This window comes from Aeromonas veronii (genome assembly GCA_041319085.1).
Taxonomy (GTDB): domain Bacteria; phylum Pseudomonadota; class Gammaproteobacteria; order Enterobacterales; family Aeromonadaceae; genus Aeromonas; species Aeromonas veronii_F.
In genome coordinates this window covers 1334675-1359919 of record CP101033.1, presented here as the reverse complement: position 1 = coordinate 1359919, position 25245 = coordinate 1334675, and the positions used below count along the sequence as shown (strand labels likewise).

24 protein-coding genes and 2 pseudogenes are annotated in these 25245 nt (G+C 48.3%); 2 read left to right on the top strand and 24 right to left on the bottom strand.

Features of this window, described 5'->3' with window-relative positions:
• Positions 1–183: 183 nt before the first annotated feature.
• The 3 genes and pseudogenes from NMD14_06655 to NMD14_06645 form a co-directional block, all read right to left on the bottom strand.
• Positions 184–1863, bottom strand: a complete 1680-nt coding sequence (locus tag NMD14_06655) for a Wzy polymerase domain-containing protein (protein ID XEI34078.1) — start codon at positions 1861–1863, stop codon at positions 184–186.
• 202 nt (positions 1864–2065) lie between these two features.
• Positions 2066–2317: pseudogene (locus tag NMD14_06650) on the bottom strand (ISAs1 family transposase).
• A gap of 198 nt (positions 2318–2515) precedes the next feature.
• Entirely contained in the window at positions 2516–4234 is a 1719-nt protein-coding gene (locus NMD14_06645) for a DUF6056 family protein (GenBank protein XEI34077.1), read from the bottom strand.
• Between the two features lie 393 nt (positions 4235–4627).
• Between NMD14_06645 and NMD14_06640 the strand changes: the two genes are divergently transcribed.
• On the top strand, positions 4628–4966 hold the full coding sequence (locus NMD14_06640; protein XEI34076.1) for a hypothetical protein: 339 nt from the start codon (positions 4628–4630) through the stop codon (positions 4964–4966).
• Positions 4967–5091: 125 nt separating this feature from the next.
• Here NMD14_06640 and NMD14_06635 read toward each other — a convergent pair whose 3' ends face one another.
• Both NMD14_06635 and NMD14_06630 read right to left on the bottom strand, forming a co-directional pair.
• Positions 5092–5322: a hypothetical protein gene (locus tag NMD14_06635; protein ID XEI34075.1), complete on the bottom strand. Its 231-nt coding sequence runs from the start codon at positions 5320–5322 to the stop codon at positions 5092–5094.
• Positions 5323–5334: 12 nt separating this feature from the next.
• Positions 5335–6755 (bottom strand): annotated as a pseudogene (locus NMD14_06630) (IS66 family transposase).
• A gap of 17 nt (positions 6756–6772) precedes the next feature.
• On the opposite strand from NMD14_06630, the gene NMD14_06625 reads away from it, so the two are divergent.
• The gene (locus NMD14_06625; GenBank protein XEI34074.1) at positions 6773–6967 is read left to right on the top strand and encodes a hypothetical protein; all 195 of its coding nucleotides are present in this window, start codon (positions 6773–6775) and stop codon (positions 6965–6967) included.
• 125 nt (positions 6968–7092) lie between these two features.
• Here the strand turns inward: NMD14_06625 and NMD14_06620 are convergent, their stop codons facing one another.
• From NMD14_06620 to NMD14_06530, 19 genes are all read right to left on the bottom strand, one after another.
• Positions 7093–8163 carry a Wzz/FepE/Etk N-terminal domain-containing protein gene (locus tag NMD14_06620; GenBank protein XEI34073.1) on the bottom strand — a complete coding sequence of 357 codons (1071 nt, stop codon included), beginning with the start codon at positions 8161–8163 and terminating at the stop codon, positions 7093–7095.
• 55 nt (positions 8164–8218) lie between these two features.
• A complete protein-coding gene (gene rfbC / locus NMD14_06615; GenBank protein ID XEI34072.1) occupies positions 8219–8776 on the bottom strand; it encodes a dTDP-4-dehydrorhamnose 3,5-epimerase in 558 nt (185 codons plus the stop codon).
• Between the two features lie 128 nt (positions 8777–8904).
• On the bottom strand, positions 8905–9843 hold the full coding sequence (gene rfbA, locus NMD14_06610) for a glucose-1-phosphate thymidylyltransferase RfbA (GenBank protein XEI34071.1): 939 nt from the start codon (positions 9841–9843) through the stop codon (positions 8905–8907).
• Positions 9840–10157 carry a four helix bundle protein gene (locus NMD14_06605; protein ID XEI34070.1) on the bottom strand — a complete coding sequence of 106 codons (318 nt, stop codon included), beginning with the start codon at positions 10155–10157 and terminating at the stop codon, positions 9840–9842. Before NMD14_06605 ends, rfbA begins: the two co-directional genes overlap by 4 nt.
• 175 nt (positions 10158–10332) lie before the next feature.
• On the bottom strand, positions 10333–11217 hold the full coding sequence (gene rfbD, locus NMD14_06600; protein XEI34069.1) for a dTDP-4-dehydrorhamnose reductase: 885 nt from the start codon (positions 11215–11217) through the stop codon (positions 10333–10335).
• Positions 11218–12369: a sugar transferase gene (locus NMD14_06595; protein XEI34068.1), complete on the bottom strand. Its 1152-nt coding sequence runs from the start codon at positions 12367–12369 to the stop codon at positions 11218–11220.
• A gap of 173 nt (positions 12370–12542) precedes the next feature.
• Positions 12543–13292, bottom strand: a complete 750-nt coding sequence (locus NMD14_06590) for a glycosyltransferase family 2 protein (GenBank protein ID XEI34067.1) — start codon at positions 13290–13292, stop codon at positions 12543–12545.
• Positions 13293–14330: a glycosyltransferase family 4 protein gene (locus NMD14_06585; protein ID XEI34066.1), complete on the bottom strand. Its 1038-nt coding sequence runs from the start codon at positions 14328–14330 to the stop codon at positions 13293–13295. It abuts the gene before it with no gap.
• A complete protein-coding gene (locus NMD14_06580) occupies positions 14331–15497 on the bottom strand; it encodes a hypothetical protein (protein ID XEI34065.1) in 1167 nt (388 codons plus the stop codon).
• Positions 15498–15579: 82 nt separating this feature from the next.
• Positions 15580–16548: a glycosyltransferase family 52 protein gene (locus NMD14_06575; GenBank protein ID XEI34064.1), complete on the bottom strand. Its 969-nt coding sequence runs from the start codon at positions 16546–16548 to the stop codon at positions 15580–15582.
• A gap of 30 nt (positions 16549–16578) precedes the next feature.
• A complete protein-coding gene (locus NMD14_06570) occupies positions 16579–17835 on the bottom strand; it encodes an oligosaccharide flippase family protein (protein XEI34063.1) in 1257 nt (418 codons plus the stop codon).
• A gap of 83 nt (positions 17836–17918) precedes the next feature.
• A complete protein-coding gene (locus tag NMD14_06565) occupies positions 17919–18611 on the bottom strand; it encodes an acylneuraminate cytidylyltransferase family protein (GenBank protein ID XEI34062.1) in 693 nt (230 codons plus the stop codon).
• Complete coding sequence (locus NMD14_06560) at positions 18611–19663, bottom strand: nucleotidyltransferase family protein (protein XEI34061.1); 1053 nt, start codon at positions 19661–19663, stop codon at positions 18611–18613. Before NMD14_06560 ends, NMD14_06565 begins: the two co-directional genes overlap by 1 nt.
• A 12-nt stretch (positions 19664–19675) precedes the next feature.
• Complete coding sequence (locus tag NMD14_06555; GenBank protein XEI34060.1) at positions 19676–20317, bottom strand: acetyltransferase; 642 nt, start codon at positions 20315–20317, stop codon at positions 19676–19678.
• Positions 20310–21383, bottom strand: a complete 1074-nt coding sequence (gene neuB, locus NMD14_06550; GenBank protein XEI34059.1) for an N-acetylneuraminate synthase — start codon at positions 21381–21383, stop codon at positions 20310–20312. The genes NMD14_06555 and neuB overlap by 8 nt, the downstream gene beginning before the upstream one ends.
• Positions 21380–22048, bottom strand: coding sequence for a PIG-L family deacetylase (locus NMD14_06545; protein ID XEI34058.1), 669 nt, complete (start codon positions 22046–22048; stop codon positions 21380–21382). Before NMD14_06545 ends, neuB begins: the two co-directional genes overlap by 4 nt.
• Entirely contained in the window at positions 22045–22932 is an 888-nt protein-coding gene (locus tag NMD14_06540) for a hypothetical protein (protein ID XEI34057.1), read from the bottom strand. Before NMD14_06540 ends, NMD14_06545 begins: the two co-directional genes overlap by 4 nt.
• Before the next feature lie 6 nt (positions 22933–22938).
• The gene (neuC, locus tag NMD14_06535; GenBank protein XEI34056.1) at positions 22939–24099 is read right to left on the bottom strand and encodes a UDP-N-acetylglucosamine 2-epimerase; all 1161 of its coding nucleotides are present in this window, start codon (positions 24097–24099) and stop codon (positions 22939–22941) included.
• Complete coding sequence (locus NMD14_06530; GenBank protein ID XEI34055.1) at positions 24096–25244, bottom strand: LegC family aminotransferase; 1149 nt, start codon at positions 25242–25244, stop codon at positions 24096–24098. The genes neuC and NMD14_06530 overlap by 4 nt, the downstream gene beginning before the upstream one ends.
• Between the last annotated feature and the right edge of the window lies 1 nt (position 25245).

The following is a 25245-nucleotide window of genomic DNA, read 5'->3' as shown; positions in this document are numbered from 1 at the left end:
GACAACATACCGTTTTTCTATATTAACGCGCTTTTTTTTCTTAATTTTCACCGTCAAGATCGAATGCCCATCACTATGATGTGTACCAGCAAACTCACGGTTCAGATACGGCTGATCCAGCCGGCAAACAATAAAAAAGCCAGCCTCTGTGAAGAGGCTGGCTTTCTATGTAGCCAAATAGCACTATTTATTTTTGGTTATATTCTTGCCTGATTGATCAACATCGGTAATCACTCCCGTTGCAGCCGATCCCGTTAAAAGGGGCTCGGCTGGATAGAGCTTGAGTGCTTCTGCTCGCAGCGCATTGGCTTCATCTGTACGACCCAATGCATTAAGCGCCATCACCATATTGGCGTATATGTTGGCGCGTGGTGTATGACGCACGAATGCCTGCCCCCACGCCAGGTACGCGTCCAGTTCCGCCTTGTTGCTTGTCTGCAACCCCACCATCAGCCGCACCGAATTCACATCAAACTCGACTCGGGTCAACCAAGCCATGGGATTGACGATATCAAGGAGCAAGGTCGGCTCTTTATAGCCGCCCCTTTCATATTTGGTGACGACCCAGGCGGTGTGAATGGCCGTGAGCATAAAAGGAACAACCAACAGCGGAATAACGATCGCCGTAAATCGCAGCAACAACCAAGGGCGGCACTCCATGTCCCACCATGATGCGCCACCATCACGCGCAAGGCTGCGCTCTTCGATTTCGGTATCGATGATATAAATCAGCGTCAACAACAGCCACCACAACACGATCGCGTGGTAGAGCGGGTATTCTGTCTGGGTATGGAGCAATATTGGTGTAACCAGCGCCAGCAGCCCCATGGCATTTACCCAGCGCACATTCGCCAGACGCCATAATAATGTGCCGCCCATGATCACCATGCCGATCATGGGTGCAATGCCCCCCTCAACAGCCCAATAGAGAAATTCGTTGTGGGGGTGGTCGAGATTGTACTCAATCTGAACCATAGCTGGATTCAGCGCTTTATCAGCCATGTAGTGATGAAGAAAAACAGATTCAAAACTGCCGTATCCCCAACCAATCCAGGGGGCCTGTGCAATCAGTTTAGCGGCATAAGGCCAATAAATAGACCGCATCCCACCAGACTGATAGATCTCCAGCCCGCGCTTTGCTCCCGCCATCCAATATTGTGATAACAGGCCGATGGCCACCGCAAAAATAACCAGCGCCAACACACGGAATAACAGATGCTGGCGATGAAGTTGCGGCACCAGTAAAAGCAGGGCTAGCAGGCCGCCTAATTGCCCCACCCGGGATTGCAACACAACCAGCAACAGCGTCGCTGCCAGAATAACGCCATAACGCAGCGCCATCAGCACGCGCCCACCCTCGCGACGCAACTCCAGCCAGCTGGCGAGAGCAATCCCGGTCGCCATAAACGTCGCCATCACGTTTGGCTGTTGAAAGATCCCGTAAGGACGATTGGCCTTGGTGTCATAGCCAATCCAGTTACCCGGTGTCAACAGATAGAACTGCACCAGCCCCAATACCGCCTCAATCGCGATCGCCATCAAGATGAGATAGAGCAAGCGATCACGCTGCAACCGATGAAAGCGCCATTGATAGAGCGCGAACAAAAACAACAGACCAGCAAACAGCCCCAGCAACCGGGGAATAGCATAATCCTTGAGCGCAAATCCCGGGTAGAGCATCGGGAGCAACAGCAAGAGTGCCCCTATCCATAAGCCCGCTTGCAAAGGCGAAAAGACCAGACGCAGGCGCAATGTCACCTGCCACAGGCCGAGGGCGATGACCAGGCTGGCAAATATCCAGCCCCAGGCGTTGAACGGCAGATAGAGCCCGGCGCCCCCCGGGTTGTGCATGAAGAAATGCATGCCAATCCCCAGCCAAAGTATGTTTATCCCCCAAAAGAGAGAGCACACTCGCTTTTCCCGATTGGCTGATGGCGCGGATGACCCGCTGGGCGGAAATGTAGGCATAAAAAAAGCGCTCTGAAAAAAATGGTGCTTAATACAACCATATTCAGGGCGCTTTACTCAAGCTATCATATTAATTAGTCAGGGAATCAGGACAAGATTACGAAACCCCGCGCCCCATAAGGACTTGCGAAAGATACTCATTGTTTCTGTTCGCCCATTTCTGCTTCCTTTTGATCCCGGCCTTGAAACTCTCTTCTTCCGTCAGCAGGCTCAACGCGATGTGGCGGTACACTGCAAGGCTCTCTCCTGACTCCTTTCGACGAATTCGACATTCATCTTCCCGCATCCCTACATCTAATCGATAATGCAATGGCGCCTCTATTAACCAGTGCTCCTGAGCGCACTCCAGTTGTATGGGGTCAAAATGCACAAAAGAGCGAAACAGTGAAAAAAACTGATTGCTATCCATGGCAAGTTCCTTTCCTCGGAGTTTCTGGAGTTAAGCAGAAACATTGCCACCAATACGGCTCTAGAACAAGAACAGCGCCGAAAAAGAACCCCCTCTTTGAAAAAAGAGGGGGTTCTTCAGCAATCTGAAACTATTCAGCTACTTGAATGTTCCAGCATCAACAACATCAATATCTTCAATATTAATGTTTTGCGAGATACCTTGTTCCACATAGTACTTTTCACCAATCATATAACCCTTTGATTGACCAATGTCAGCGTTAATAAACTTGTATTTACTAACAAAGTCATCCGCCTTGGAATTGATGCCAACCCCCTTTAGATGGACATATATCTTAATATCTTTAGGTAGATCTTGTGGGTTTTTATTAAGCTCAAAAATTAAGCGAGTTTGATTTCTATAGAATGGCTTTGATGGTGTTTTATATAAATAAATTTTATGCAGAACCATGCCATAACCTATTTCCTTATTAACATCTAAGTTATTGTTATCTTTCGCAATAGCTCCATAATTGAATGGGATGCTAAAAACATTTACGGTATTGACACCCCAGTATTTACCCATAGCATCAGGGTTGTGATAAAGGTCGAAAGCATCGACACTCCTGATGAGCCTAGAGAAGTTAAAATCAGGGATTGATATATTTACCTTACCGTTCCTTTTTGAACTTTCAATTATATCATTTCTGACTTCTTCTTGATAGGCAGTTTCGTTGTAAGCGCTATAAACAAGTTTGTATGAAGGTACAAAATAAATAGACAAAGACAGAATAAAAAAGGTAAAAACATTCTTGGCCGCATTTTCGTTATAGCAAGATTGAATGCTAAATATGAATGACAACATGATGAGAAAAAAAACTAAAGAACCATTTCCAGTCCTTGACGGGATGGCTGGCGCACCCACCATCAGCAAGGCTGCAAGTATTGCAGACAAAAAGAAAAACATTGAAAATTTGGCAAAGAAACTTCCTGTTTCATTTTCCTCTTTCTCACTAATAAATATTGTCAACATAGCAAGAATAGCGACTAGAAATACTAGCCAGTATTGTTCCATCATACTAGGAAACCGGCTGTATACATGTTCATCTATACGCCAAGATAGTGACTGTGAGTACCATGCACTAAAGTAGTTCGCTCTTATTACATTGCCAGGGCTGCAAACAAGAATAATCCAACCAAATAAAACGCCTATTGAACCGACAAAAAAAACTGACGACCTCAGTTCACTATTATTCCGGCGATATAAAAACCATGCGAACACAGTAAAAAGAAAAGCGAATACGCCAGTATTTTCATTTGAACACCCAGCTATCGCACCAACACAAAAAACGCACAACAATGAAAAATATGATACGACAAGCGAAACAAAAAAACGCCTTGCAAAAAAAACCAACAAATAAATGTATGCAATTATATATAGGTTAGTCCACAAATAATTAGCTGAACCAACAATCCAAAATGTTGTCTGACCAAGGTTAGTATTGGCAATCCAATAAATAAGAAACAAAACAACGAACGCGAACACATTGCTTAATGCCAATCTCCTATTTGATATATGTGTTGGTAGATAGGAGATCATAAATATGAGAGATGTAAGTGCTAGAGAGTTTAGAGCTGAGTACCACTTCTTACTAAAAAAATAAAGCAGAGAGCTACTTGTAACATCAGCTGAAATTCTTCCACTCCACGAAATGTAATGATGAAAATATCTATCTATGTTTCCTCCCATAGCAAGGTAACTATAATCATCAGATTGCATTGGTGTCACAATTTGAACGCTAAATAGCAACAAAAAGATAACGGCAAATGCCAATACATATAAAAAGCAAGCGTGATACCTGATGATTTTTTCGTTCATTATTAAAGTTCCTCATGTATTAATGGGATGATCGCCCCTCCCCAAACGTCATCTAACGTGCCAATGTGGCTAATATGTTCCCACTGATGGTAGAGAGGCGACCGCTATGAAAATTACCGCTATCAGGGCAAGATTAGAGCCTGTAAATAATTCTGTGTAACTGCCCCTGTGTGTCAACCTAAGCCTGAACCAACTGATTTTGAGATAACATATAAATCAGGGCTTTCAGGAGAATGAACATGCCAAAGCCAGTCATCCCAGTCGATCCCAGTCGATCCCAAGATTGAGCCTGCCCCCGCTCTCGAAAAACGAGTACGCCGCTCATTTACCAGCAAGTACAAGCTATCCATCCTCCAGCAAGCTGATGCTTGCAGGCATGGTGAGATCGGCGAATTGTTGCGACGCGAAAAACTCTATTCCAACCAGTTACAGCAGTGGCGTCGTGAAATGGCTGAGCAAGGAGTAGACGGATTAAAAAAATCTACTCCCGGCCCGGCACCCAGAAAGACCGCTGAACAGAAGCGTATCGAGCAGCTGGAAAAAGAGAGCGAACGACTACGTAAGCAGCTCAACGTCAAAGATGGCTGCCTGATGCTCCAAAAAAGCCTTGGCACTGCTGGATGCGTTCGACGAGAACGCCTCGTGACGCTGTTGCTCGATGAGCCGATGCCTGCCAACGTCTCTGAACGCAACGCCTGCTCGGTGCTGGGAGTTGCTCCAGATAGTGATTAGCATTGATAATGGTCATAGGCTTCGCGCGTGTTGATTTTGTTTGGCGATAAAATCAGATCACAAACGAAGCCTTTTTCATATCTATTTCAATTGATTGCCGCTAAAGATCCTGTACATGAATCAGGCTATACCTGTTCCGGCCTGCGAAACGCATGACGCACCAGCACGATGCCCACTCCCAGCATGCCACCAAGCAGGGTAGCCAATACCACGATCAAGGGGCGCTTGGGTTTGTCGCGGCTCAGGGGTTCGCTCGGCGAGGCCAGGTAAGCGAAGGACTGGAATGGCAGCGTCTCGGTCTTGATAGCCTGGAGGCTGCTCAGTTGCAGACGCAGCGCACCAATACTCGGATTCATAAACGTAAGCGTTCACCGACAGGGGCTTGACACACACAATTCGACAGGAATGGGGTAATCTGTTTTCTCGATGCAAGCACGAACAACTGCTCGCAACCACTCCTGAGGACAACGACCCAGTTTTTTGGCGGTCTCCACCAATGACAGGATGCGCTGGCGAAATTGTTCCCCTCGATGAGACCAAACGCCAAAGCTTCCCTTACGCCACAGCACATAACCGCGCAGGGCTCGCTCCGCCTCGTTGTTAGTCAAGGCGAGCTCATCATCGTTCATGAACCGCCACAGCATCTCGTCATCCCGGAGCAAGAGTTCACAGCGCCCACGGTAACGCTTGGTGCACCATAACGCTCCCAATTCCAACCGCTTGCGCCAGTTTTGCCTGTATCGCCTGAGCCTTCGCAGATAACGCTCTTTGCTCAGCAGACCGTTTTCCCATCGGTGCCTGGCCCTGAACACGCTGTCTGCCAGCAGGACCAGGCGGGCTCCGATTAGCTGATTAACGTCATCACTGCTATCGGCTATTGCGGCCACATTGCGCGCCACATGGGCCCAGCACAGCTGACGCTGACTGGCATCGATGAAGCGGTAACCGGCGTACTGATCTGTCACCAACACGCCATCGAGTTCAGAACCCAGCAACCGCTTGGCGGCATCCTGACCACGCCCGTAGGCGGTCATGAAGCAGACCGCAATCTTGCTCAGCGCCAACCACATCCAGCGCCGCTCGCCACCGCGCTGGTGCCGGGTCTCATCGGCATGGATATGGCTTGCCGACTGCACCTGCCGCTTGATGGCCTGGTGCGTGGGGGTGAGCATGGCGCTCACCCGGCCCTGCGCCTCGCTGATGGCACCGCGACTGAAGGTCAGGCCGAAGTGCTGTTTAAGCTGCTGCTGTATCTGGCTGATGCTCTGATGGAACTGGCCACTTTGCAGGGCAATGTAACTGAGTAAATGGGTGCCCATCTGGCAGCTGCTGATCGTCTCGGGCAGCTCAGCCTGGGCACTGGTCACGCAGTGAGTGCAGGTGCCCCGAAACAGCCGATGCTCAGTGACGAAGTAGCTTACCTCGGGCAGTTCAAACACCTGATGCACGCGGTAGGGTTTGGCATGAGGCAAGACGTTGCCACCGCAACAGAGGCACTCCGACGCCGGATAGTGAGCCGTTGTCGTCAGCCGGGCATCATGGGGATGCAGTTCGCGCCGGCTCCCCTTGTGGCCGGGCTGTGCCCCCGCTTCTTGCCAGAAGCAGGCCGTTTGCGCTCAGAGCGTGGGGCCGCTGCGCCATCGCTGGATGGCGGCTTGGATGAATTGCCGCTGTGTTGATTAAGGCGATCCTCCAGCTCGGCAATACGGTCGAGTAGCTTGTAAATCAGCTCATTGGCCTGCTCCAGCGTGAGCGGCAATCCTGGTGGAGGCGTGTTGTTCCTGTTCATGAAGACAAGGTTGCCTGATGGGCAGGATCAAACAAGAAGCAAATGTGGATCAAGAGACGATCGTATCATTATTTGCCTGTCAATACCCTGCGGGTGAACAGTTACTTCGACGAGAACGCCTCGTGACGCTGTTGCTCGATGAGCCGATGCCTGCCAACGTCTCTGAACGCAACGCCTGCTCGGTGCTGGGAGTTGCTCCAGATAGTGATTAGCATTGATAATGGTCATAGGCTTCGCGCGTGTTGATTTTGTTTGGCGATAAAATCAGATCACAAACGAAGCCTTTTTCATATCTATTTCAATTGATTGCCGCTAAAGATCCTGTACATGAATCAGGCTATACCTGTTCCGGCCTGCGAAACGCATGACGCACCAGCACGATGCCCACTCCCAGCATGCCACCAAGCAGGGTAGCCAATACCACGATCAAGGGGCGCTTGGGTTTGTCGCGGCTCAGGGGTTCGCTCGGCGAGGCCAGGTAAGCGAAGGACTGGAATGGCAGCGTCTCGGTCTTGATAGCCTGGAGGCTGCTCAGTTGCAGACGCAGCGCACCAATACTCGGATTCATAAACTCGGGATTCTTGATCTCTTTAAGGATCTTGAGCTTTTCGGCCAAGGCGCGGGCACCGAGGTCAATCGCCAAGCTGCCCTGGTTTTGCAGATTCTGTACCGGCGCATCGATCCCGGCCGCCTGGGTGATACGCAGGCTATATTCGGTACGCAGGATGTCGTCTTGCAACTGCTTTAGGGTATCGATTTTAGCGCTCTCAAACTGGGTCTGCAGCGTCTTGATCCGGTTCTGCCAGATGGTGTTGAGCTCCTTGACCTTGGCCGTCAACTCCTGCTGCTGGATGAAATCGATATATTGTTCCAGACGCTGCTTCGCCTCGGTCGCCGTGTCTGCAGCAAAGGATAGGGTCACATCTTCGCTCTCTTTTTCCAGTGCTTTGGCGCTAATCCCCTCGGTCATCTTCTTGAGCAGCAGCCGCTTGCCTTTCACGTCAGTGATCCCTGACTGCGCAGCTTCGACATCCAGATAGCCTTTCTCTGTCAGGAACTGATGCTTGTTATTAAAACTGTTGAAGCTATTTACAAAATCACCGTAGAGCGCCTTCTTGTCAAAGGAGGCAAAGGCTGTTGCCGGTACCTGCGCATTGATCAGCTGGTTGATATTGAGTTCGAGTGATTCCACCTCCTTGAGGGTGGGCTGTTTAATCTCGGCCTGACTGACCCAAACCTGGGGTGCCAACAGGGCATAGCCAATACCCGCAACAGCAAATACAACTGTGACCAGCAGGATCAATACCTTCTGCCGCCATAACACCAGAATCAACTCACGCAGATCGATCTCGTCTGATGCTGGTGCTTGTACCCACTGATTAGGAATAACCGGCGTTTTTTCGTTCATCTGTTCTCTCTTGACTATCAAGGTTTAAAAATATCTCGCAACTACAGCGCCCAACTTATCTTGACGAACGCAGTGAAAGGTCGCCTGCAAAGCAGGGCGCTACACGATCTTTATCAGACAATGATAATGGCCATCGCTCAGATAATGGCCAATCTATCGCCAGCGTGGGGCTATCCCAATGAATAGATGCTTCATCACCGGGAAGATAATAATCGCTGCATCTGTAAAAAACATCCGCGCTGTCACTTAGCACATAAAAGCCATGCGCAAAACCAGGCGGGATCCAGATAAGTTCGCCGAGTTCGGCATTTAATCGATAACCCAGCCATTGCCCGTACGTGGGCGACGCGGGTCGAATATCAACCGCCACATCAAAAATGGTCCCGCTGATAACCTGCACCAGTTTACCCTGTGGCCGACTGCGTTGGTAATGCAAGCCGCGTAACGTCCCCCCAACCGAGCGACTCAGATTATCTTGCACCAGCGGATAATAACCACAGTGCTGTTCAAACTCTGTTTGGCGAAAACACTCACGAAATTGGCCGCGATGATCAGAAAAGGTGGTCGGCGTCAGGATCATCACCCCCGCCAACGAGGTAGTACTATATTGCATTGATCAATCCCTGCAAAAAATCAGCTAACTGCTGGCTGACGTATTGTTTGGCCGAACAATAGCTTGGCAACACAATAGCGTGCCAGCGCTGTAGCTTGCCCCCCGCCTACTCGCAAATCCGCTGCAGGTTACACATCCCGATCCGGTTGCGTGACGAGTAACCGAAGCAGATATTGACCATATCCATTTTTTGCTAGTGGGTTAGCAAGCGATCGCAACTGGTCGGCATCGATAAATCCCTTGCGAAAGGCGATCTCCTCTGGACACGCAATCTTTAATCCCTGACGCTTTTCGATGGTCTGAATAAAGTTGCTCGCTTCAATCAGGCTTTCATGGGTACCAGTATCCAGCCACGCATAACCACGCCCCATCATGGCAACGGTCAATTGCCCTGCGGCAAGGTAGTGATTGCTGAGATCCGTTATTTCCAGCTCACCACGCGACGATGGCTTCAGGCTCTTGGCGATCTCTACCACGCTGTTGTCATAGAAATAGAGGCCCGTCACTGCATAATTGCTCTTGGGCTCCAGTGGCTTCTCTTCCAGAGAGATAGCGGTTCCCTCTTTATCAAATTCCACCACCCCATAACGTTCCGGATCATGCACGTGGTAGGCAAAGACGGTAGCACCGCTCTCTTTGGCCGCTGCCGCCTCCAGCTGTTTCTGCAGACCGTGGCCGTAGAAGATGTTGTCACCCAGCACCAACGCGCAGGGGTCTGAACCGATAAACTCTTCACCCAAAATAAAGGCTTGTGCCAACCCGTCCGGGCTTGGCTGTACCTTGTATTGCAAGTTCAGGCCCCACTGGCTGCCATCCCCCAACAATTGCTCAAAACGGGGGGTATCTTGCGACGTGCTGATGATCAAAATATCGCGAATACCGGCCAGCATCAGAGTACTGAGTGGGTAGTAGATCATCGGCTTGTCATAAATGGGCAGCAACTGCTTGCTCACCACCATGGTAACCGGATAGAGACGGGTACCAGAGCCTCCGGCCAGAATGATGCCCTTTCGAGTAACTCGGGAGTCGGGATATGGGATTCGGAATTCGCTGCTACAGATCTTCATTTAATCTGTTCTCTTAAACGTTTATGCAACCCACCAACAAGTGCGCCCACTCGTTGAACTTGCATGACGATTGAGCTTGTTTGATCGCAGTAACCTAGCATGATGGCAATGTCGATCTGTGTATCCAGTTCAGATAACGACCCACGACTGATTACGACAAAATGCAGGTACTCTTTTGCTGAGCTACGAGCGCAACCTTCAGCAATATTGGATGGAATAGAAACTGCTGCACGGCGCATCTGGCTAGTGAGCCCAAACATCTCTTCACGAGGAAAGCTGGCTGTGATGTCATAGACCATTTTGACCAACACCATGGCTCTTGCTGCCACACATCGAGTTGTTTATGGGTTTTCATCGTTCAGACCTTCCTTGGTCGGGATTTGGGATTTGGGATTCGGGATTCGGGATTCGGGATTCGGGATTCGGGATTCGGGATTCGGGACAGCTCAACAAATCCCGAGTCACCAGTCACCAGTCACGATCCACCAATCACGAATCACCAGCCGCCAGGATCTCAACCAACGTCCGCTCTACACCGACAGTCCAGTCCGGCAGCACCAGATCAAAGGTGCGTTGGAATTTGCTGGTTTCGAGGCGAGAATTAAGCGGGCGCGTGACCACACCGCCATAATCTGCACTGGTAATAGGCTTAAGCAGCGGCAATTTATCTATCAGGCCGAGCGCATACGCCTCATTAAATATAAAGCGGGCGTAATCATACCAGCTGACAGCGCCAGACGCCGCCACATGATAGAGTCCCCCCAACGCTGGGTCTTCCAATACGCGCGCGATAGCCTTTATTGTCACATCGGCCAGCAGTGCCGCCGAAGTAGGAGCCCCAACCTGATCGCATACCACTCGCAACTCATCGCGGCGTTGTGCCACACGCAACATGGTTTTGAGGAAATTATTGCGCCAAGGGCTATGCAGCCAGCTGGTGCGAATGATCAAATGGCGACAACCGCTGGCCAAAATAGCCTGCTCGCCCGCCAGCTTGCTCTTACCATAGACGTTGAGCGGTGCAGGCTTATCAGATTCCCGCCAAGGGCGCTCACCTGCACCATCGAAGACATAATCCGTCGAAAAATGGACCAGCAAGGCATTATGCTGCTTGGCCAATTCTGCTAGCCGCGCGACACTATCGCAATTAACCGCCATTGCCAGTTCAGGCTCTTGTTCAGCACCTGCGACATCGGTATAGGCTACGGCGTTGAAGATGATATCAGGACGATAACGCGATAAGGCCCCCCGTAATAAATCGTCATGAGCCAGTGGATAATAGGCTCTTGGCAGAGAAATACAGGGGGAAGAGTGGTGACTTACCAATGACAAGGCGCGAGCCAATTGCCCCGCGCCAAGAAAGACAATACTCACTTAACGAGCACCAAACCCGGTGAGAATTGTCCTAATGGTTTTAAAGACGATCAGCACATCTAGCCAGAGGGAGAAGTGCTTGATGTAGTAAAAATCGTGCTCAATCTTGATGCGGGTATCATCGGCATCGGCGGCATAACCATGCACCACCTGCGCCCAGCCACTGATACCAGGGCGCACGATATGACGATACATATAGAAAGGGATCTCCCGCTCGAACTGATCGACGAAAGTGCGCTGTTCCGGTCTCGGCCCTATCAGGCTCATGTCCCCTTTAAGAACGTTGAAAAACTGCGGCAGCTCATCAATGCGCAGCTTGCGGATCACCTTGCCCACCCGGGTGACGCGCATGTCGCCATCCCGGGCAAACTGGGCCCCCCCCTTCTCCGAATCCTTGCACATGCTGCGAAACTTGTAGATGCAAAAATCCTTGTTGCCCTTGCCCACCCGGTTTTGCAGAAACATCACGGGGCCCGGGCTCTCCAGCTTGATAAAAATAGCAGTCACCAACATCAAGGGGGAGAACAGCGGGATTGCGATCAAAGCGGCCAATATATCCAAGCCTCGCTTAAAGAAAGCAAATACAGGAGAGGGCAGCAGCGAACCAAGCTGGTTCTCGTGAAGATGATCGATTTTAACTCGCCCGGTCAGGCTCTCGCTGATCTGCTTGATGTGATAGACGGGGATATGGGCTAGGGCACAGCGCGCCAAGAAACGCTCCCACTCCCCTGCCAGCTTCTCATCACGAAGATCTGCCACCACGGCGTCAAAGCGCACGGCACCGAGATCGGGTTTGTCGAGCAGACGCCACTGTACGTTGGCGTGCTGTGTCAGAGCTTGATAATCGCCAAAAGGCAGCAAGGCATATTTGGGGGTGCGATAACGGCGGCCGATAAAGTAGGCCAGCCAGCAGCAGAGCAGCGCCACCAGATACGACTCAAACAATACCTGGCGACTGTAAGGCAGACGCAGAAAGAAGAGAAGCCCGACCAGAGCACCATAGAGGGTGGTCACCGTGGGGATCATATAGGCAACCGGACTGGCCCCCGGGTAGCGCAGGAAGCGGTGCAGCACGATCCCGGTCAGCAGAAAAGCCAAAAAGGCACCGCTCAGGGTATGGGTCCTGACAGCATCGACATTGGTCCAAAACATCCAGCCCCAACGTTCGATGGCAGGCAAGCAGACAGCCAGCAAGGCCCCGAAGATGAAGAGGGCAGGAGTGCTAAATAAGACACGCTCATACCAGCGTGAGTGACGGCGTTGAAAGGACAAAGTTACCCCCAGAGATCGAAATAAATGTCAAATAAATATATAACTTTCTAATTCTACTCGCGAATTCGTTTTTTCAACGCGATGACGACATAGCTGAGCCAATGATACAAACTATCTGGCAAACTTAACAACAACTTGTGGCGATAAATATGCCACTGCCATTTAGCAGCGATCAATTTATTTGCAGATAATGAGTTTGAACTCAATCTATAACGAGCAACGATGTCTTGAACGCAGGCAGCCTTTTTTGCAACCTTCATTATTGCAAGCCACATCAAGTAATCTTCATGCCCACAGCACTCCTGATAAAATGTCCCAAGCAGGTCGCGGTTATATATTCCTGTCAGATTTCCTATCCGGTTGCTGTTAAGCATATCCCCATAGCTGAACTCCATCTGACTGGTCCGCACTGAAACTAGGCATTCAATGTCATCAGACAGAAAAGTAGAGTAGTTGCCACACACCACAGCATACCCTTGCTCCAGCAAAGATATTTGTTTTTCCAGTTTGTTCGCTTCCCAGAGATCATCACTATCCAGAAAAGCAATATACTTGCCCTTGGCAGATTGAATGCCGACATTGCGGGCATTGGCTACACCACCATTATCCTTGAGCAGAATATATTCGATTCTATCATCATGAATATCTGCCACAACATTCGCTGTGTCATCTGTTGATGCATCATCAACAATATAGAGGCGCCAATCACCAAATGATTGGGACAATACAGATTCAATACTATGCCGTATATATCTTGCTGAATTATATGCGGGCATGATAATAGACACTGATTCAAATGCCATTTATATCAACCTCATCCACTGTTTGACAATGATCTCGGGTGAATAGCGTTCTGCTGCAGACAAGGTTGCGATCTGCATGTTTCTTCGTGCATCATCCGAGTTCATTAAATAGACCAACTTGTCCTTGTATGCCTCCATGTCACCATCCAATACCAGGAATCCATCAACACCTTCGCTGATAATTTCTCTTGGCCCGGTTTTGCAATCAAATGCAATCGCCGGCAATCCAAAAGACTTCGATTCTATCAATACCAGAGGAAGACCTTCATAATGGGAGGTCATCGCCAGAATGCTCGCATTGGCATACTCAATGTCAATGTTCTTGGCCGCGGGGAGCAATGAAGCTGTGTCAGCAAGCGCATGATCATCGACAATCTTTTGCAACTTGTCGCGATCCTCTCCATCTCCGATGATACGCAGCTCCCACCCCTTTTTATCGTCGATAGCAGACCAGATATGCAATAAACGATCAAATGCTTTTTGATAGGTGAGACGACCAACCGCCAGGACGACTTTTTTCTTTTGTGCCAGGCTATCTGCACCTTGCACCGGAAATGCACTGGCGTTGGAAATAACACTCACATTGGCTTTGACCTTTCCATCGAGAATGGATTGATCATGTTGTGTCAATAACACCAACTCATCCGCAAGATGATAGCTTAATCGTTTTAAAGCACGAATCCACCAGGGTGAGGTCTCATAGGCAATATGTTCACTTAAGATAAGCTTCCCTTTTAATCTCAACAGTGCATGTAGCAGTGACAGCTTGAACGACAATCTGCCCATAGAGACGGATATAATGGTATCGTTTTTATGCTGATACAATGCACGCGCCAGATTTATCAGTGAAGCCCCATCCAATATATCATAACTTACATCAGCCGACAATGAATAATAGGGAGTTGTATTCTTGCCCATCAAGGAAACAATGCTGACATTATATTGATGATTGGAGAGGCTATTCGCGATAAATGTTGCGACCCTCTCCGTGCCACCGGACTTTGTTATATCATCAATAACTACTAATACATTTTTCATTTATACCCTCTCATTGAAGTCGGATGTCTTAGTAAGAATTATGGCGACTAATAAGAATGGGAATATTGGGAATAGAAACGATAACTTTGATAGTAATACAGAGAACATTGCTAACTTTGCACCTAATCCTGACACAGTGAAAAACAACCATGAAATAAAAGCCAAACCAAACAATCCAAAGCACATGAAGAAGTAAACTACCATTGATGCATCTTGCACTGATGCGATTTCTCGACCAGCTATTGAATTTTCCTTATCATATATAGTTTGACTATATGAGTATATACCTGTACCCGCAATAGCCTTTAGAGTTGATGAGGATGCTGACTCAATGATGCTGGCAATCAGCATTATTCTCAAATTGCTATTCGCATTGTCTTGTACACCTGTCCCTGAGAATCGACTCATCTGTGGAATAGCTAGAGCAGTGACGGCGATCATAAAAAGCACAAACAAGTATATTTTTTTTAGATTGGAAACATAAGAATCCTTAGCCAGTATAATTGCTAAGAATGATATCGCTCCCATAATAAAACCTGCGCTAGAGAGGGTCAGCATCATTGATACTGGATATAAAAATTTATAACCCTTTATTTCCGATTTTAAAAGGATCAATATTGCGATATAGCAAGACATGTAGGCTGCGTAATTTGATGGTTCAAAGTAAAGGCCTGATGCTCTGAATACATTTTCGCCACCAAATCCCATCCAATTCCGTTGAGCCAATTCATTACTGAAAAAACTTAAATAATCTACAGGCACTCTCAATGCATAATAGAAAAAGAATTGCACTATAAAAAATACAACATGTACATTTGCTACCAAAATAACTGACTTAATCAAGCTATCTCTGTTATACGCAATCACGGCAATAATTATAAGAGCTAAAACAGATAATCTATCAAATATTTTCAAGAAAAAATTCGCTTTATCAGCATTAATTTCAAGATAGATTGATGGCATTAAAAATGCCAACACTGTATAGACGACAAACACTATTGTGCATACGCACACAATGGGGATGTACCGTTTATTGAGCATAGATTTTCTATTGGCAATCAAAAGAATCACCAATAACAACAAAGATAATAACCCTCGTTCTCTAAAATAAGTATCCAGACTGGATAAGAAGAGTGCTAATGGAAGAATTAATAAACTTAGCGTCATGCTAACTCTCATAAATTGTCTATATATTTAACAATATTGCAACTATACTTAAATGACATATTTAAATTCGCAACCAGATAACTTAGTCGATATGAATAACATTCATGTTCTTTAAGGCAATACTACCAGAGATAGCCTCTTTAAAAATAGGTGACAAGTTCTTTAAATAAAAGACATGGTTAATTATATTTTCATTCCCAATAAGGTTTATTTGACAAGAACTCAAAAAACCATAGACATGTACATACTGATATTTCTTTAATAATTCAGAAACTTCTCTTTCTGCAATAAATCTAGCTTTTATTACTTTCAGATATGATGGTGGAGAATATTTTATTTCTCTTGGGTGTGGTAAATAAAAAGTCTCTCTATCAGTATCCTTCACCACCTGACAACACTTATCCAGACTATATATTATATCAACCCCGGAACAAAAAATATCAGAATAGACAGATCCGAGTATAACATTACAAGCACTTATCTTTGTGTTGGCTTCAGCCTCAGCAAAATCCTTATCACCCGAAGAGAACATATTAATGCTCATTGTTCTAGGTATGATGTTTTTATGGCTACCGTAAATTGTATAATGACATTGACTGGATTTCTTTATTGATTCCATATCTAACTGTATCATCAATACTGCTCTACAAACCTTTCCTATCACCCCCACTTTTTGTGATTGATAGTAGATACTGCCAGGAATGATATTTGCCGAACCATCATCAAATGTAAATAGATGATTAAAGCTAACTCTCGATAGAATAAAATGAATTAACACATTATCGATGGATGCAACAAATACAGCGTCATAGCGTCGCTTAAAGAAATGTCTGAAAATAGCCGGGAAGTAGAGCGGATATTTCAACTTCATATGAATAAACGTCACTTTACCGCAAATTTCTCTCATGTCCTGCAGTGTGTTTTTTGTGACATCATTATCTATTTTACTGATATAAAATATTTCCACATCGTCAGGAAGAAGATTCCGGTGTGCAATAATGCGTGATGCAATAACCAACTGGAGATGGGTGTAACAGACAAAAAGATTCATTGTTGGAGACCCGCTGAGTTTATTGCAATATTATTTTTTATAGGTGATACGCCAGGAAACAGCACTGACCCGTGATGCCAGCCACCATGTGGCAAAAAATCGAATGCACATCGAGATAGCGAAAGCCATTGCAACGCCCACTATGCCCATATGCTCAATCAGGTAGACAAGCAGCGCAATGTTCAACAATCCGGTGGAGATAGTGACGGCAGACAAGGCACCGGTTCTTCTGGCATAGAAGATATAATTGGCCACCATCAGATACATTCCGCCAAAGGCTTGCCCAAAGCATAGCCAGCCGATGACCGTTGTTGCCCTTTGATACTCGGCGCCTGCGACCCATGTGACCACCCAGGGGCCGACGATGAATGAAAGGGCCCCCAGACCGGAAACAATGACAAAGAACAGATAAGTGAGCTTGACCAGTCGTTGCAACTGATGAGGGTTATTGTCCGACAGGGTTCTGAAAAGCCAGGGTACCAGCGCCTTGTTGATGGCATCAAATACGACAGCCATCCCAAGACTGAGCTGTACGCCAAGCATATAGATACCTGCCTCTGCCACCCCCAACTGCCGGTTGATAAAAAACCTGTCTATCGAGCTCAACAAGAATATCCCAACCACATGTGGAACTAGCAGACCCCCAAAAGAAAGAGCCTCTTTGAAAAACGCCTTCTTCAGAGGCAATAAAACCAGCAAGCGATCCCGATAAAGTAACAGCAGCCCTAATCCAGCATACACGACACTGGTTACCATGAGCGCATCAACACGTCCGGAGGCCCCCTGCTGCAACCCGACAATCAAGCCCAGAGACAATATCAATACCAAGACACTTTGGCTGACTTGCATGACGCCGAAAGAAACAGCATTCTCCCTGATTTGCCACTGTCCCAATCTGAACTGGATAATAAAATTTGCACTTGAAATAATAAGAGCAAGATATACCCATGTTGTAGGTATATTCAGCCATTGACTGACCTCTGTCGACAGAAAGAAACAAAAAACTCCCAGAGTCAATGAGCTGAGCAGAAGGATATGCAGGCAGGTACCATTAAACTGGGCCAGGGAGGAGCAATCATGCTTGTCATAGAATTTACGATTGGCGGCCCCTACCGCGTTTACCCCCGTGAGTGCGGCCAGACCTGTGATCAGTGTCTGAAACATGGCTATCTGACCGTATTCATCAGGGGTCAGATAGCGAGTCAATACCGGCAACAGCAGAAATGGGACTAATGCATTAAGTATGTTTGATAATAAATAGATACTGGAGCGTTTTAATAATCCCATGTCAAACTCAATTTATAAAATAAAAACCATCTTTCATTTTTTAGAAAGAGAGATTGTTGGCGAAAATATAAATACATATGAATTTAATACTTGAAACAAGATTTGATAAACCTCGCCATTTTGAAATCAAATTCATCGTCAATATCAACCGAACTGTTTTTATCCATCACATAAGCAAATGCTCCGTCCGAATAAATTTCGGATAGGGCGCCAACAAAGCGACGAGCGAAAATATAAATAGCACCATTCAAACGGTAATAAGGCTCTAGTTCCTGGCTTCGTTTATTTTCTGTGACAGAAATAAATCCATTCATGCTGCGGTCACTAGGAAGGCGATTGCAATATTGAATAGGATGATCCAACTCACACACTGAAATTACAGAAGCAGCATTTTTTTCCTCATACAACTTCATGGCGTCTTTGATATTATCCGCATCACGTAGAGGTGATGTGGGTTGCAGAAGAGCAACTAGTTCAACAACATCGTGCTCAGCCTCCACCCATTTCACCATATGGCTGATAACATCATTAGTAGTTGCCGTATCGCTGGCTAATTCCACCGGCCGTAAAAAAGGGACCATAGCCCCGGCACTTATTGATATATCGGCAATATCCTGAGAATCGGTACTGACCAATACCATGTCGAACAGCTGGCTATCCAGAGCAGCCTCTATTGTCCAGACGATCAATGGTTTTCCATCCAAGGGCAAAATATTCTTATTAGGGAGACGCTTGCTCCCGCCCCGTGCCGGAATAATTGCAATTTTGAGGGACATTAAACCACCCCCTTGATATCGAGCTGCGCTTTGTGGAAGTCATCCATACGGCCAATGTCGAGCCAGTATTCGTGAATGGGGAACATCAATACGTCTTCCTGCTTGGCGATTTGCTGCTCAAGCAGGGTTGGCATATCGATTCGCTCTTGCCTTGGGACATTCATGAATAATTCCGGACTGACCACATAAATTCCCGCATTGACAAAATAGCGTTGAATGGGTTTTTCCTGCATCTCGAGGATGCGGTGTCCGTCTCCGCTGATCACCCCATAGGGGATCTGATAGTCATATTCGCGAACGCACATGGTGGCCACAGGCTGGTATTTGTTGTGGAAATCGAGCAGACGATTGAAATCCACCGTGGTCAGCACGTCACCATTGATCATGATGAGTGGCAGAGTGGGGATGTCGGCAGGCAGCAGACCCAGCGCACCACCTGTACCAAGCGGCCTCTCTTCATGCACGTAGCGAATATTGGCTCCCCAGGCAGAACCATCACCAAAATAGCCGGTGATCTGCTCGGGCTTATAGTGGGTGGAGATGTAGATGTTCTTGAAACCCGCCTTGAGAAACTGACTAAGCAGAGTTTCCAGAATAGGTTTGTCCCCCACGTTGAGCATGGGCTTGGGGCAGCTGTCGGTGAGCGGGCGTAGCCGGGTACCAAACCCCCCCGCCATGATGAAGACGGGATTGTCATAGCTCGGCGTTTTTGCCGCCTGCTCCCAGGTTTCCAGCCCAATCAGCTTGCCTGCATCGTCGACCACCGGCAGGGAAAGAACGCTTCGCGCTCGCATAGTTTCCAGCAACTGCGCACGGGTCAGTTTGGCCGAGACAGTGATGGGGGTGGGGTTCATCACGGCCGTGACGCTTTGCGTCAGGGAGACATTGTTCAGGATGGCGCGGCGAACATCGCCATCGGTCACGACGCCCAGCAAGTGCCGCGCGTCATCCACGACCAGGCAAACCTGCAGTGCCTCTTCATTGATCACGGCCAGGGCATCACGCACCGAGTGTGCCGGCGACAACACCACTTTTTCCCAATTTTTGCTCATCCAATCCATCCTTTACTGCTTGATAGGCATCACGCTGCCCCGGGCAACGTATGCAATCTGCTTTTCTCCAAGAGGGCGCGTCAGCGTGGCGCCGGCCCCGACCACGGCATCAGAGCCAATTGATATGCCCTGGATCACAGCAGCTCCCGTACCGATATGGACTCTCTCACCCGTTACCACCCCCCCGGATAACACGGCGCCCGGTGCGACGTGATTGTCGCCCCCCAGATGGCAGTCGTGATCCACGATGGCGCCACTATTGATGATGCTGTTGGCACCTATCCGGGTACCAGCCTGAATGATGGCCCCCGCCATCACTTGGACACCCTCTTCCAGCACAACGTAGTCAGAAACTATGGCCTGTGCGCTGACGACGCTTACAAAGCGGTAACCAAGGGCGCGATAACGAGCAAACAGCGTGGCGCGCAGCGGGTTGCCCGGCAGGGAGCCGATGCCATTGACCAACACCACCTCATCCGGATGGTGGGTCAGTATTACCTCATCATGCCAGAGGGGAATATCGACCAGCGCGGCGCGCGGTGTACCTGCGGCGGGCGCAACCAAGGCGATGGGAACAACTCCCTGGCTGCGCAGCATGTCGACCAGCATCGAGGCATGCCCGCCTGCCCCGAGGACGATGACCGGTTTATTCACGGATAGGCTCACCCGCCTGATAGGCACGTTTAGCAGGTTGCCCCAGGAGCTGCCAGTAGGCATAGGGGCTCATTCCATCGCCAGGGCGCTTGATGGCGAGGTTGTCGGCACAGAGGCTGGCGCCCTCCTCAATGTCGCAGGCAGCCACCAGGCTCTTGCGTGCGATCTCCTTGTTCTTGATCTCGCTCGGGCGAGGCCCTTTGATGCCATCTCCCAGTGCCAGCTCCACATCGCGGATCCCTTTCACCATGGCAGCCAGTTCATCGGGTTCAAGAGAAGCCTTGTGATCAGGCCCTTCCATGTTGCGATCCAGAGTAAAGTGCTTCTCGATAAGGCAGGCTCCACGGGCGACTGCAGCCACCGGGATGGTGATGCCCAGGCTGTGATCCGAATAACCGACCGGCAACCAGAAGGCGTGCGACAGGGTATCCATGGCTTTGAGGTTGATATCCACCATGGGCGCCGGATACTCGGTCGTGCAATGCAGCAGGGTCACCTTGTTGGCAAGAGCGGCCTGACCAGCCTCGCTGGCATAGGCAGCCATGAAGGCGGCCTCACCGGGCTGCGCATCCTGCGGAGCGGTCAATCCGAAGGCTATCACCCCCAGGGCCGCCTCCACTTCTGCCAACGTGGCCATACCGGTCGAGACGATCAACTCGCAACCGGTGCGAGCATGGGCCAGAACGAAAGGCGCATTGGTCAGTTCCCCGGACGGGATCTTGAGGGTCTGCAACTTCAACCGGTTCACCAGAAAGTCCAAGCTCTCGATATCGAAGGCGGTAGACAAAAACGCGATACCGAGAGACTCGCAATGGGCGATCAGACGAAGATGGGCATCGAACGAAAGCTCAAGGCGGGAGAGCATGGCAAACTGGCTCTCTTCCTTGCCGGTGTTGGCGATTTGATAAGGGGCCTGCTTGGCCTGGCGGGTCACCAGATTGGCCGCCTTGAAGGTCTGAAACTTGACGACATCGACACCTGCCTGGTGGGCGGCATCGATCAGTGCCACGGCGAGTGCTTCGTCGCCATTATGGTTGACGCCGGCTTCGGCAATAATAAGTGTCATATTATTTCCTTGATCAACATAAAGGCTTCAGCGGCCTCGGCATTACATTGGGCACCACGAACATAAGCTAAAGATTGCAAAGCTTTCCTTGAACGAGGAAAAGGAAAGTCACCAACTTCAGATTCAAAAACCCCGAGAATATCGAGTTTTTTAGCTAAATATGGTTCTATATCGATAAAAACATTTGGTCTAAAACCACTATCCTCTGGCTTCATACCGAAGTCAGTTTCAGACATCGTTTCATACACCATGATTTTTTTTACAAATGGGTATCTAAATGACTTCGTTGCCGACATGACCGCATCAAACACAATTTCATGGTCGCTGTGCGCATCATTTCGATAAACTGAGAACACAATCTCTGGCTTGATGTCGTTTATAACATTACAAATTGGTCTAATCACCTCTCCCTTAGCTAAGGTTTCTAAACGAGCTGGAGGTAAGTTCAACTCATGAGTCGCACTGAAACCATATTGTTTGGACACCTTTATAATTTCTTCACGTCTCGATTCGATCTGAGCAACTGAATATCCAGTCTCTTTCGTCATCCCAGTAACGAGCAACCAATGCACTTGGTAGCCTTGCTCGATGAGCTTTAAGATTGTGCCACCGCACCCCAGTGTCTCATCATCTGCATGGGGAGCAACAACTAGAACCGTTTTCATAAATAATCCCCTATTGCTATATCACCGCATTCGATATCAAACAACCAAATTGCCTCAGTGCCAGCTGTTTTAACTAATAGAGCATCGCAAGCTTTATCCAGAACCTTTCCAGGTTCGATGTTTAAAGGATAACTTACCGAAGCGATCCTACTTTTTTGAACGACGATGGACTTTTGACCAAAGATAAGCTCTGCGCCGGGATATGGCGGTGCCAAGGCTCGGACTAGGTTATGGATCTGTTCAGCATTCATTCGAAAATCGATCATACCGTCTTTCCGATTTCTCTTGCGCCAGTATGTTGCTTGACTATGATCTTGTTCTTCGAAGGTTACCATTCCATTGACTAGATCTTCACAAATCTTCGCGAGCTGTATCTTAGATACCCCCAAAATTTTCTCATATAAGCTCGTTGCATTGTCATCTGGTTCGATTGATATTGTGACTTGATTGGCAATTGGTCCAGAATCAGCGCCTGCATCCATCAAAAAAAAAGTTGATGCCGTTTCTTCCAAGCCTAATGCCAATGCCCAGATAATCGGATGCCGACCACGGTTACGGGGTAAACTTGCCGGATGAAAACCGATAACCCCTATACGAGGAAGTGCCAAAACACTGTCGTCAAGCAGATAGCTCCACCCAATGCAAAATATGACGTCAAGCTCAAAAGACTCTAAAAACTTAACAGACGCAGCACGCGCTTTTGGATTTTCAAAATGCACTGGAATTTCATTTACGTAACAAAGATCTGTTAAATCACAAAAATCTGCATTAACTGTCGATTGCTCACGAGTTACTACAGCAGAAACAGTTAAGCCATCTACACCAAGTAACGTTTTAAGTGCTGCTCGACTCGAATCGACACACCCTATAAAGCCAACTTTCATCACACTCTACTTAATATCAAAGAACGATTTAAAAATGAGATCATTCAGATTCTCGCTTAGAATAATATTGACAATCTTGCTGGAGCCACCACCCTCACCATAAGGGTTTACTGAATTACGGCACTTCTCTCTAAAGGAAGTACTCAAAGCTTCCCTGATTGCTCCCTGTATTGAGCCTCTGCTACCATTGCAACTAATCACCGAATTTCCAGCAATGCGCCCCTTCTGACGATCCCCAATATTTATGGTTGGAACTTTGAATGTAGGGACTTCAATAAGACCGCTTGATGAGTTTCCGATTACCAAATCACAATGCTTCAGTGCACTCAAATATCTCAACTGTCCTAAAGACTGAGCTAACAACACCCTTCCTGGATATTCGCGTGCAAAATCATCCAACAATGGAATCAATGCGCGCCCGTGAGTATCCGCATTAGGGTAAGTTATCAAAAACTTATGCTCCGTATACTCACGCAACGCAGCCAAGAGTTGTTTTAGATCTTCTACTGCACCATCACGACTCAATGTCACTGGATGATAAGTTACAACCATGTATGGAGCGTCAGTGAGGTCAAACTGAATAGACTCCGATAATTCTCCACGCGATAAAAGATCTAATGCCCTTATACTATCAATTCCCGGTGCACCGACGTTAAATACGCACGCGGGATTTTCACCGAGTTGAATAACACGCTGTCTATATTCTTCAGTAGCAGTAAAGTGCAGATGAGACATTTTCGTTATCGAATGACGTACAGCCTCATCAATCAGCCCCTCCGTTGTTTCTCCACCGTGAATATGCGCAATCGGTATTTGTGCCACCATCGCAGCCTGACAAATCGCCATGGATTCAAATCTATCACCCAAAACAACTAATAGATCAGGTTTTGCTCTTTCAAACACATCCGCAGCGCAGATAAGAGCCAGCCCCATAGATTTCGCAATACCGACAGGTGTATCCGAAGATAAAAGAAATTCCAGTTTATCAGTTACAGGAAAACCGTCTATTTCGATTTGCGTTATTGTTTTGCCGAATTCTGGGGACAAGTGCATTCCACCAACAAGCAACTGAAGCTCAGCTTCAGAAGACTCATGCAGTCCCTTAATAATCCAATACAAGAGTCCATATTCAGCTCGAGTACCTGTAAATACAGCAATTTTTCTCATGATGTAACCTCGATCGGTGAACTAGGCAAGTTGACCAGATGGGCTTCCAACCATTCGGCATTGTTAAGCTCCCCACGCAAGGTATGAGAAAACATGGGCAGGCGATGCATCAGCTTCCATACAGGCCGGGTCATGACGCCAGCCTTGTTAAGCTCGCTCAGCAACGTATCCCGCTGGGTTTGATCTTCACAGACAATCGCATTTAGCCAGTAGTTGGAGCATCCATAGGAAGGCTCGGTTACAAACTGGCATGCCTGTCCCTTGAAGAACTCGGCGTAGTGCATGGCAAGAGCCCGCTTTTGCGCTAGGAATTGCGGCAGGGCTTCCATCTGGGCACATCCGAGGGCCGCATTCAGATTGGGCATTCGGTAGTTAAAACCGGGTTCATCATGATAGAACTCGAACGGATGGGGCACCTTGGCGGTGGTGGTGATGTGCTTGGTGCGCGCCCCCTGTTCAGCATTCTGGCAGAGCACCATGCCGCCGCCACCCGTGGTGATGATCTTGTTGCCATTAAAACTCAGGGCGGAAAACGCACTCAGCGTCCCTGTATGTTTGCCTTTGTAGAAGGAACCAAGGCTCTCGGCAGCATCTTCCACCAAGGCGATGTCCCACGCCTCGCACACAGCCTGAAGCTCATCGAGTTCAACCGGATGACCAAAGGTGTGCATGGGCACGACAGCTTTGAGGCGGCGTCCGCTTGCCTGGTGGATCGCACCTGTCTCGGTGCGAGTGGCATGCTCTTCCAGCCAGTTGGCCAGGGCAATGGGGCACAGACCCAGGCTCTGGCGTGATACATCGACGAACACGGGCTCTGCGCCCATGTGATACAAGGCATTGCAGGTCGCCACGAAGGTCAGGGGCTGGGTGATCACCAGATCGCCTGCCTGCACACCTGCCATGTAGAGCGCGATATGCAGCGCCGCCGTGCCATTCATGGTGGCAACGGCACGGGCTGAACCGGTAAAGGTGGCTATTTGCTGCTCGAACTGCTCAACATAGGCACCGACACTGGAAACGAAGGTGCTTTCGAGGGTATCGAGCACATATTGACGTTCATTGCCGGCAAAGGTCGGGGCGTGAAGAGGGATGAAGTCATCGGTTTTGTAGGTATCACGAATAAAACGTATCAATTGAGTATGCATA

What these genes read in the sequence shown, in the direction of transcription:
- NMD14_06585 (XEI34066.1), bottom strand. Translation starts at nt 14,330, where the DNA reads ATGAAAAATGTATTAGTAGTTATTGATGATATAACAAAGTCCGGTGGC.
- rfbC (XEI34072.1), bottom strand. Translation starts at nt 8,776, where the DNA reads ATGCAATATAGTACTACCTCGTTGGCGGGGGTGATGATCCTGACGCCG.
- NMD14_06545 (XEI34058.1), bottom strand. Translation starts at nt 22,048, where the DNA reads ATGAAAACGGTTCTAGTTGTTGCTCCCCATGCAGATGATGAGACACTG.
- rfbA (XEI34071.1), bottom strand. Translation starts at nt 9,843, where the DNA reads ATGAAGATCTGTAGCAGCGAATTCCGAATCCCATATCCCGACTCCCGA.
- NMD14_06575 (XEI34064.1), bottom strand. Translation starts at nt 16,548, where the DNA reads ATGAATCTTTTTGTCTGTTACACCCATCTCCAGTTGGTTATTGCATCA.
- NMD14_06570 (XEI34063.1), bottom strand. Translation starts at nt 17,835, where the DNA reads ATGGGATTATTAAAACGCTCCAGTATCTATTTATTATCAAACATACTT.
- NMD14_06540 (XEI34057.1), bottom strand. Translation starts at nt 22,932, where the DNA reads ATGAAAGTTGGCTTTATAGGGTGTGTCGATTCGAGTCGAGCAGCACTT.
- NMD14_06620 (XEI34073.1), bottom strand. Translation starts at nt 8,163, where the DNA reads ATGAACGAAAAAACGCCGGTTATTCCTAATCAGTGGGTACAAGCACCA.
- NMD14_06530 (XEI34055.1), bottom strand. Translation starts at nt 25,244, where the DNA reads ATGCATACTCAATTGATACGTTTTATTCGTGATACCTACAAAACCGAT.
- NMD14_06590 (XEI34067.1), bottom strand. Translation starts at nt 13,292, where the DNA reads ATGGCATTTGAATCAGTGTCTATTATCATGCCCGCATATAATTCAGCA.
- NMD14_06625 (XEI34074.1), top strand. Translation starts at nt 6,773, where the DNA reads ATGGGCAGGATCAAACAAGAAGCAAATGTGGATCAAGAGACGATCGTA.
- NMD14_06635 (XEI34075.1), bottom strand. Translation starts at nt 5,322, where the DNA reads ATGAATCCGAGTATTGGTGCGCTGCGTCTGCAACTGAGCAGCCTCCAG.
- NMD14_06560 (XEI34061.1), bottom strand. Translation starts at nt 19,663, where the DNA reads ATGAGCAAAAATTGGGAAAAAGTGGTGTTGTCGCCGGCACACTCGGTG.
- NMD14_06605 (XEI34070.1), bottom strand. Translation starts at nt 10,157, where the DNA reads ATGGTGTTGGTCAAAATGGTCTATGACATCACAGCCAGCTTTCCTCGT.
- NMD14_06655 (XEI34078.1), bottom strand. Translation starts at nt 1,863, where the DNA reads ATGCATTTCTTCATGCACAACCCGGGGGGCGCCGGGCTCTATCTGCCG.
- NMD14_06580 (XEI34065.1), bottom strand. Translation starts at nt 15,497, where the DNA reads ATGACGCTAAGTTTATTAATTCTTCCATTAGCACTCTTCTTATCCAGT.
- NMD14_06645 (XEI34077.1), bottom strand. Translation starts at nt 4,234, where the DNA reads ATGAACGAAAAAATCATCAGGTATCACGCTTGCTTTTTATATGTATTG.
- NMD14_06565 (XEI34062.1), bottom strand. Translation starts at nt 18,611, where the DNA reads ATGTCCCTCAAAATTGCAATTATTCCGGCACGGGGCGGGAGCAAGCGT.
- neuB (XEI34059.1), bottom strand. Translation starts at nt 21,383, where the DNA reads ATGACACTTATTATTGCCGAAGCCGGCGTCAACCATAATGGCGACGAA.
- neuC (XEI34056.1), bottom strand. Translation starts at nt 24,099, where the DNA reads ATGAGAAAAATTGCTGTATTTACAGGTACTCGAGCTGAATATGGACTC.
- NMD14_06595 (XEI34068.1), bottom strand. Translation starts at nt 12,369, where the DNA reads ATGTTTTGGACCAATGTCGATGCTGTCAGGACCCATACCCTGAGCGGT.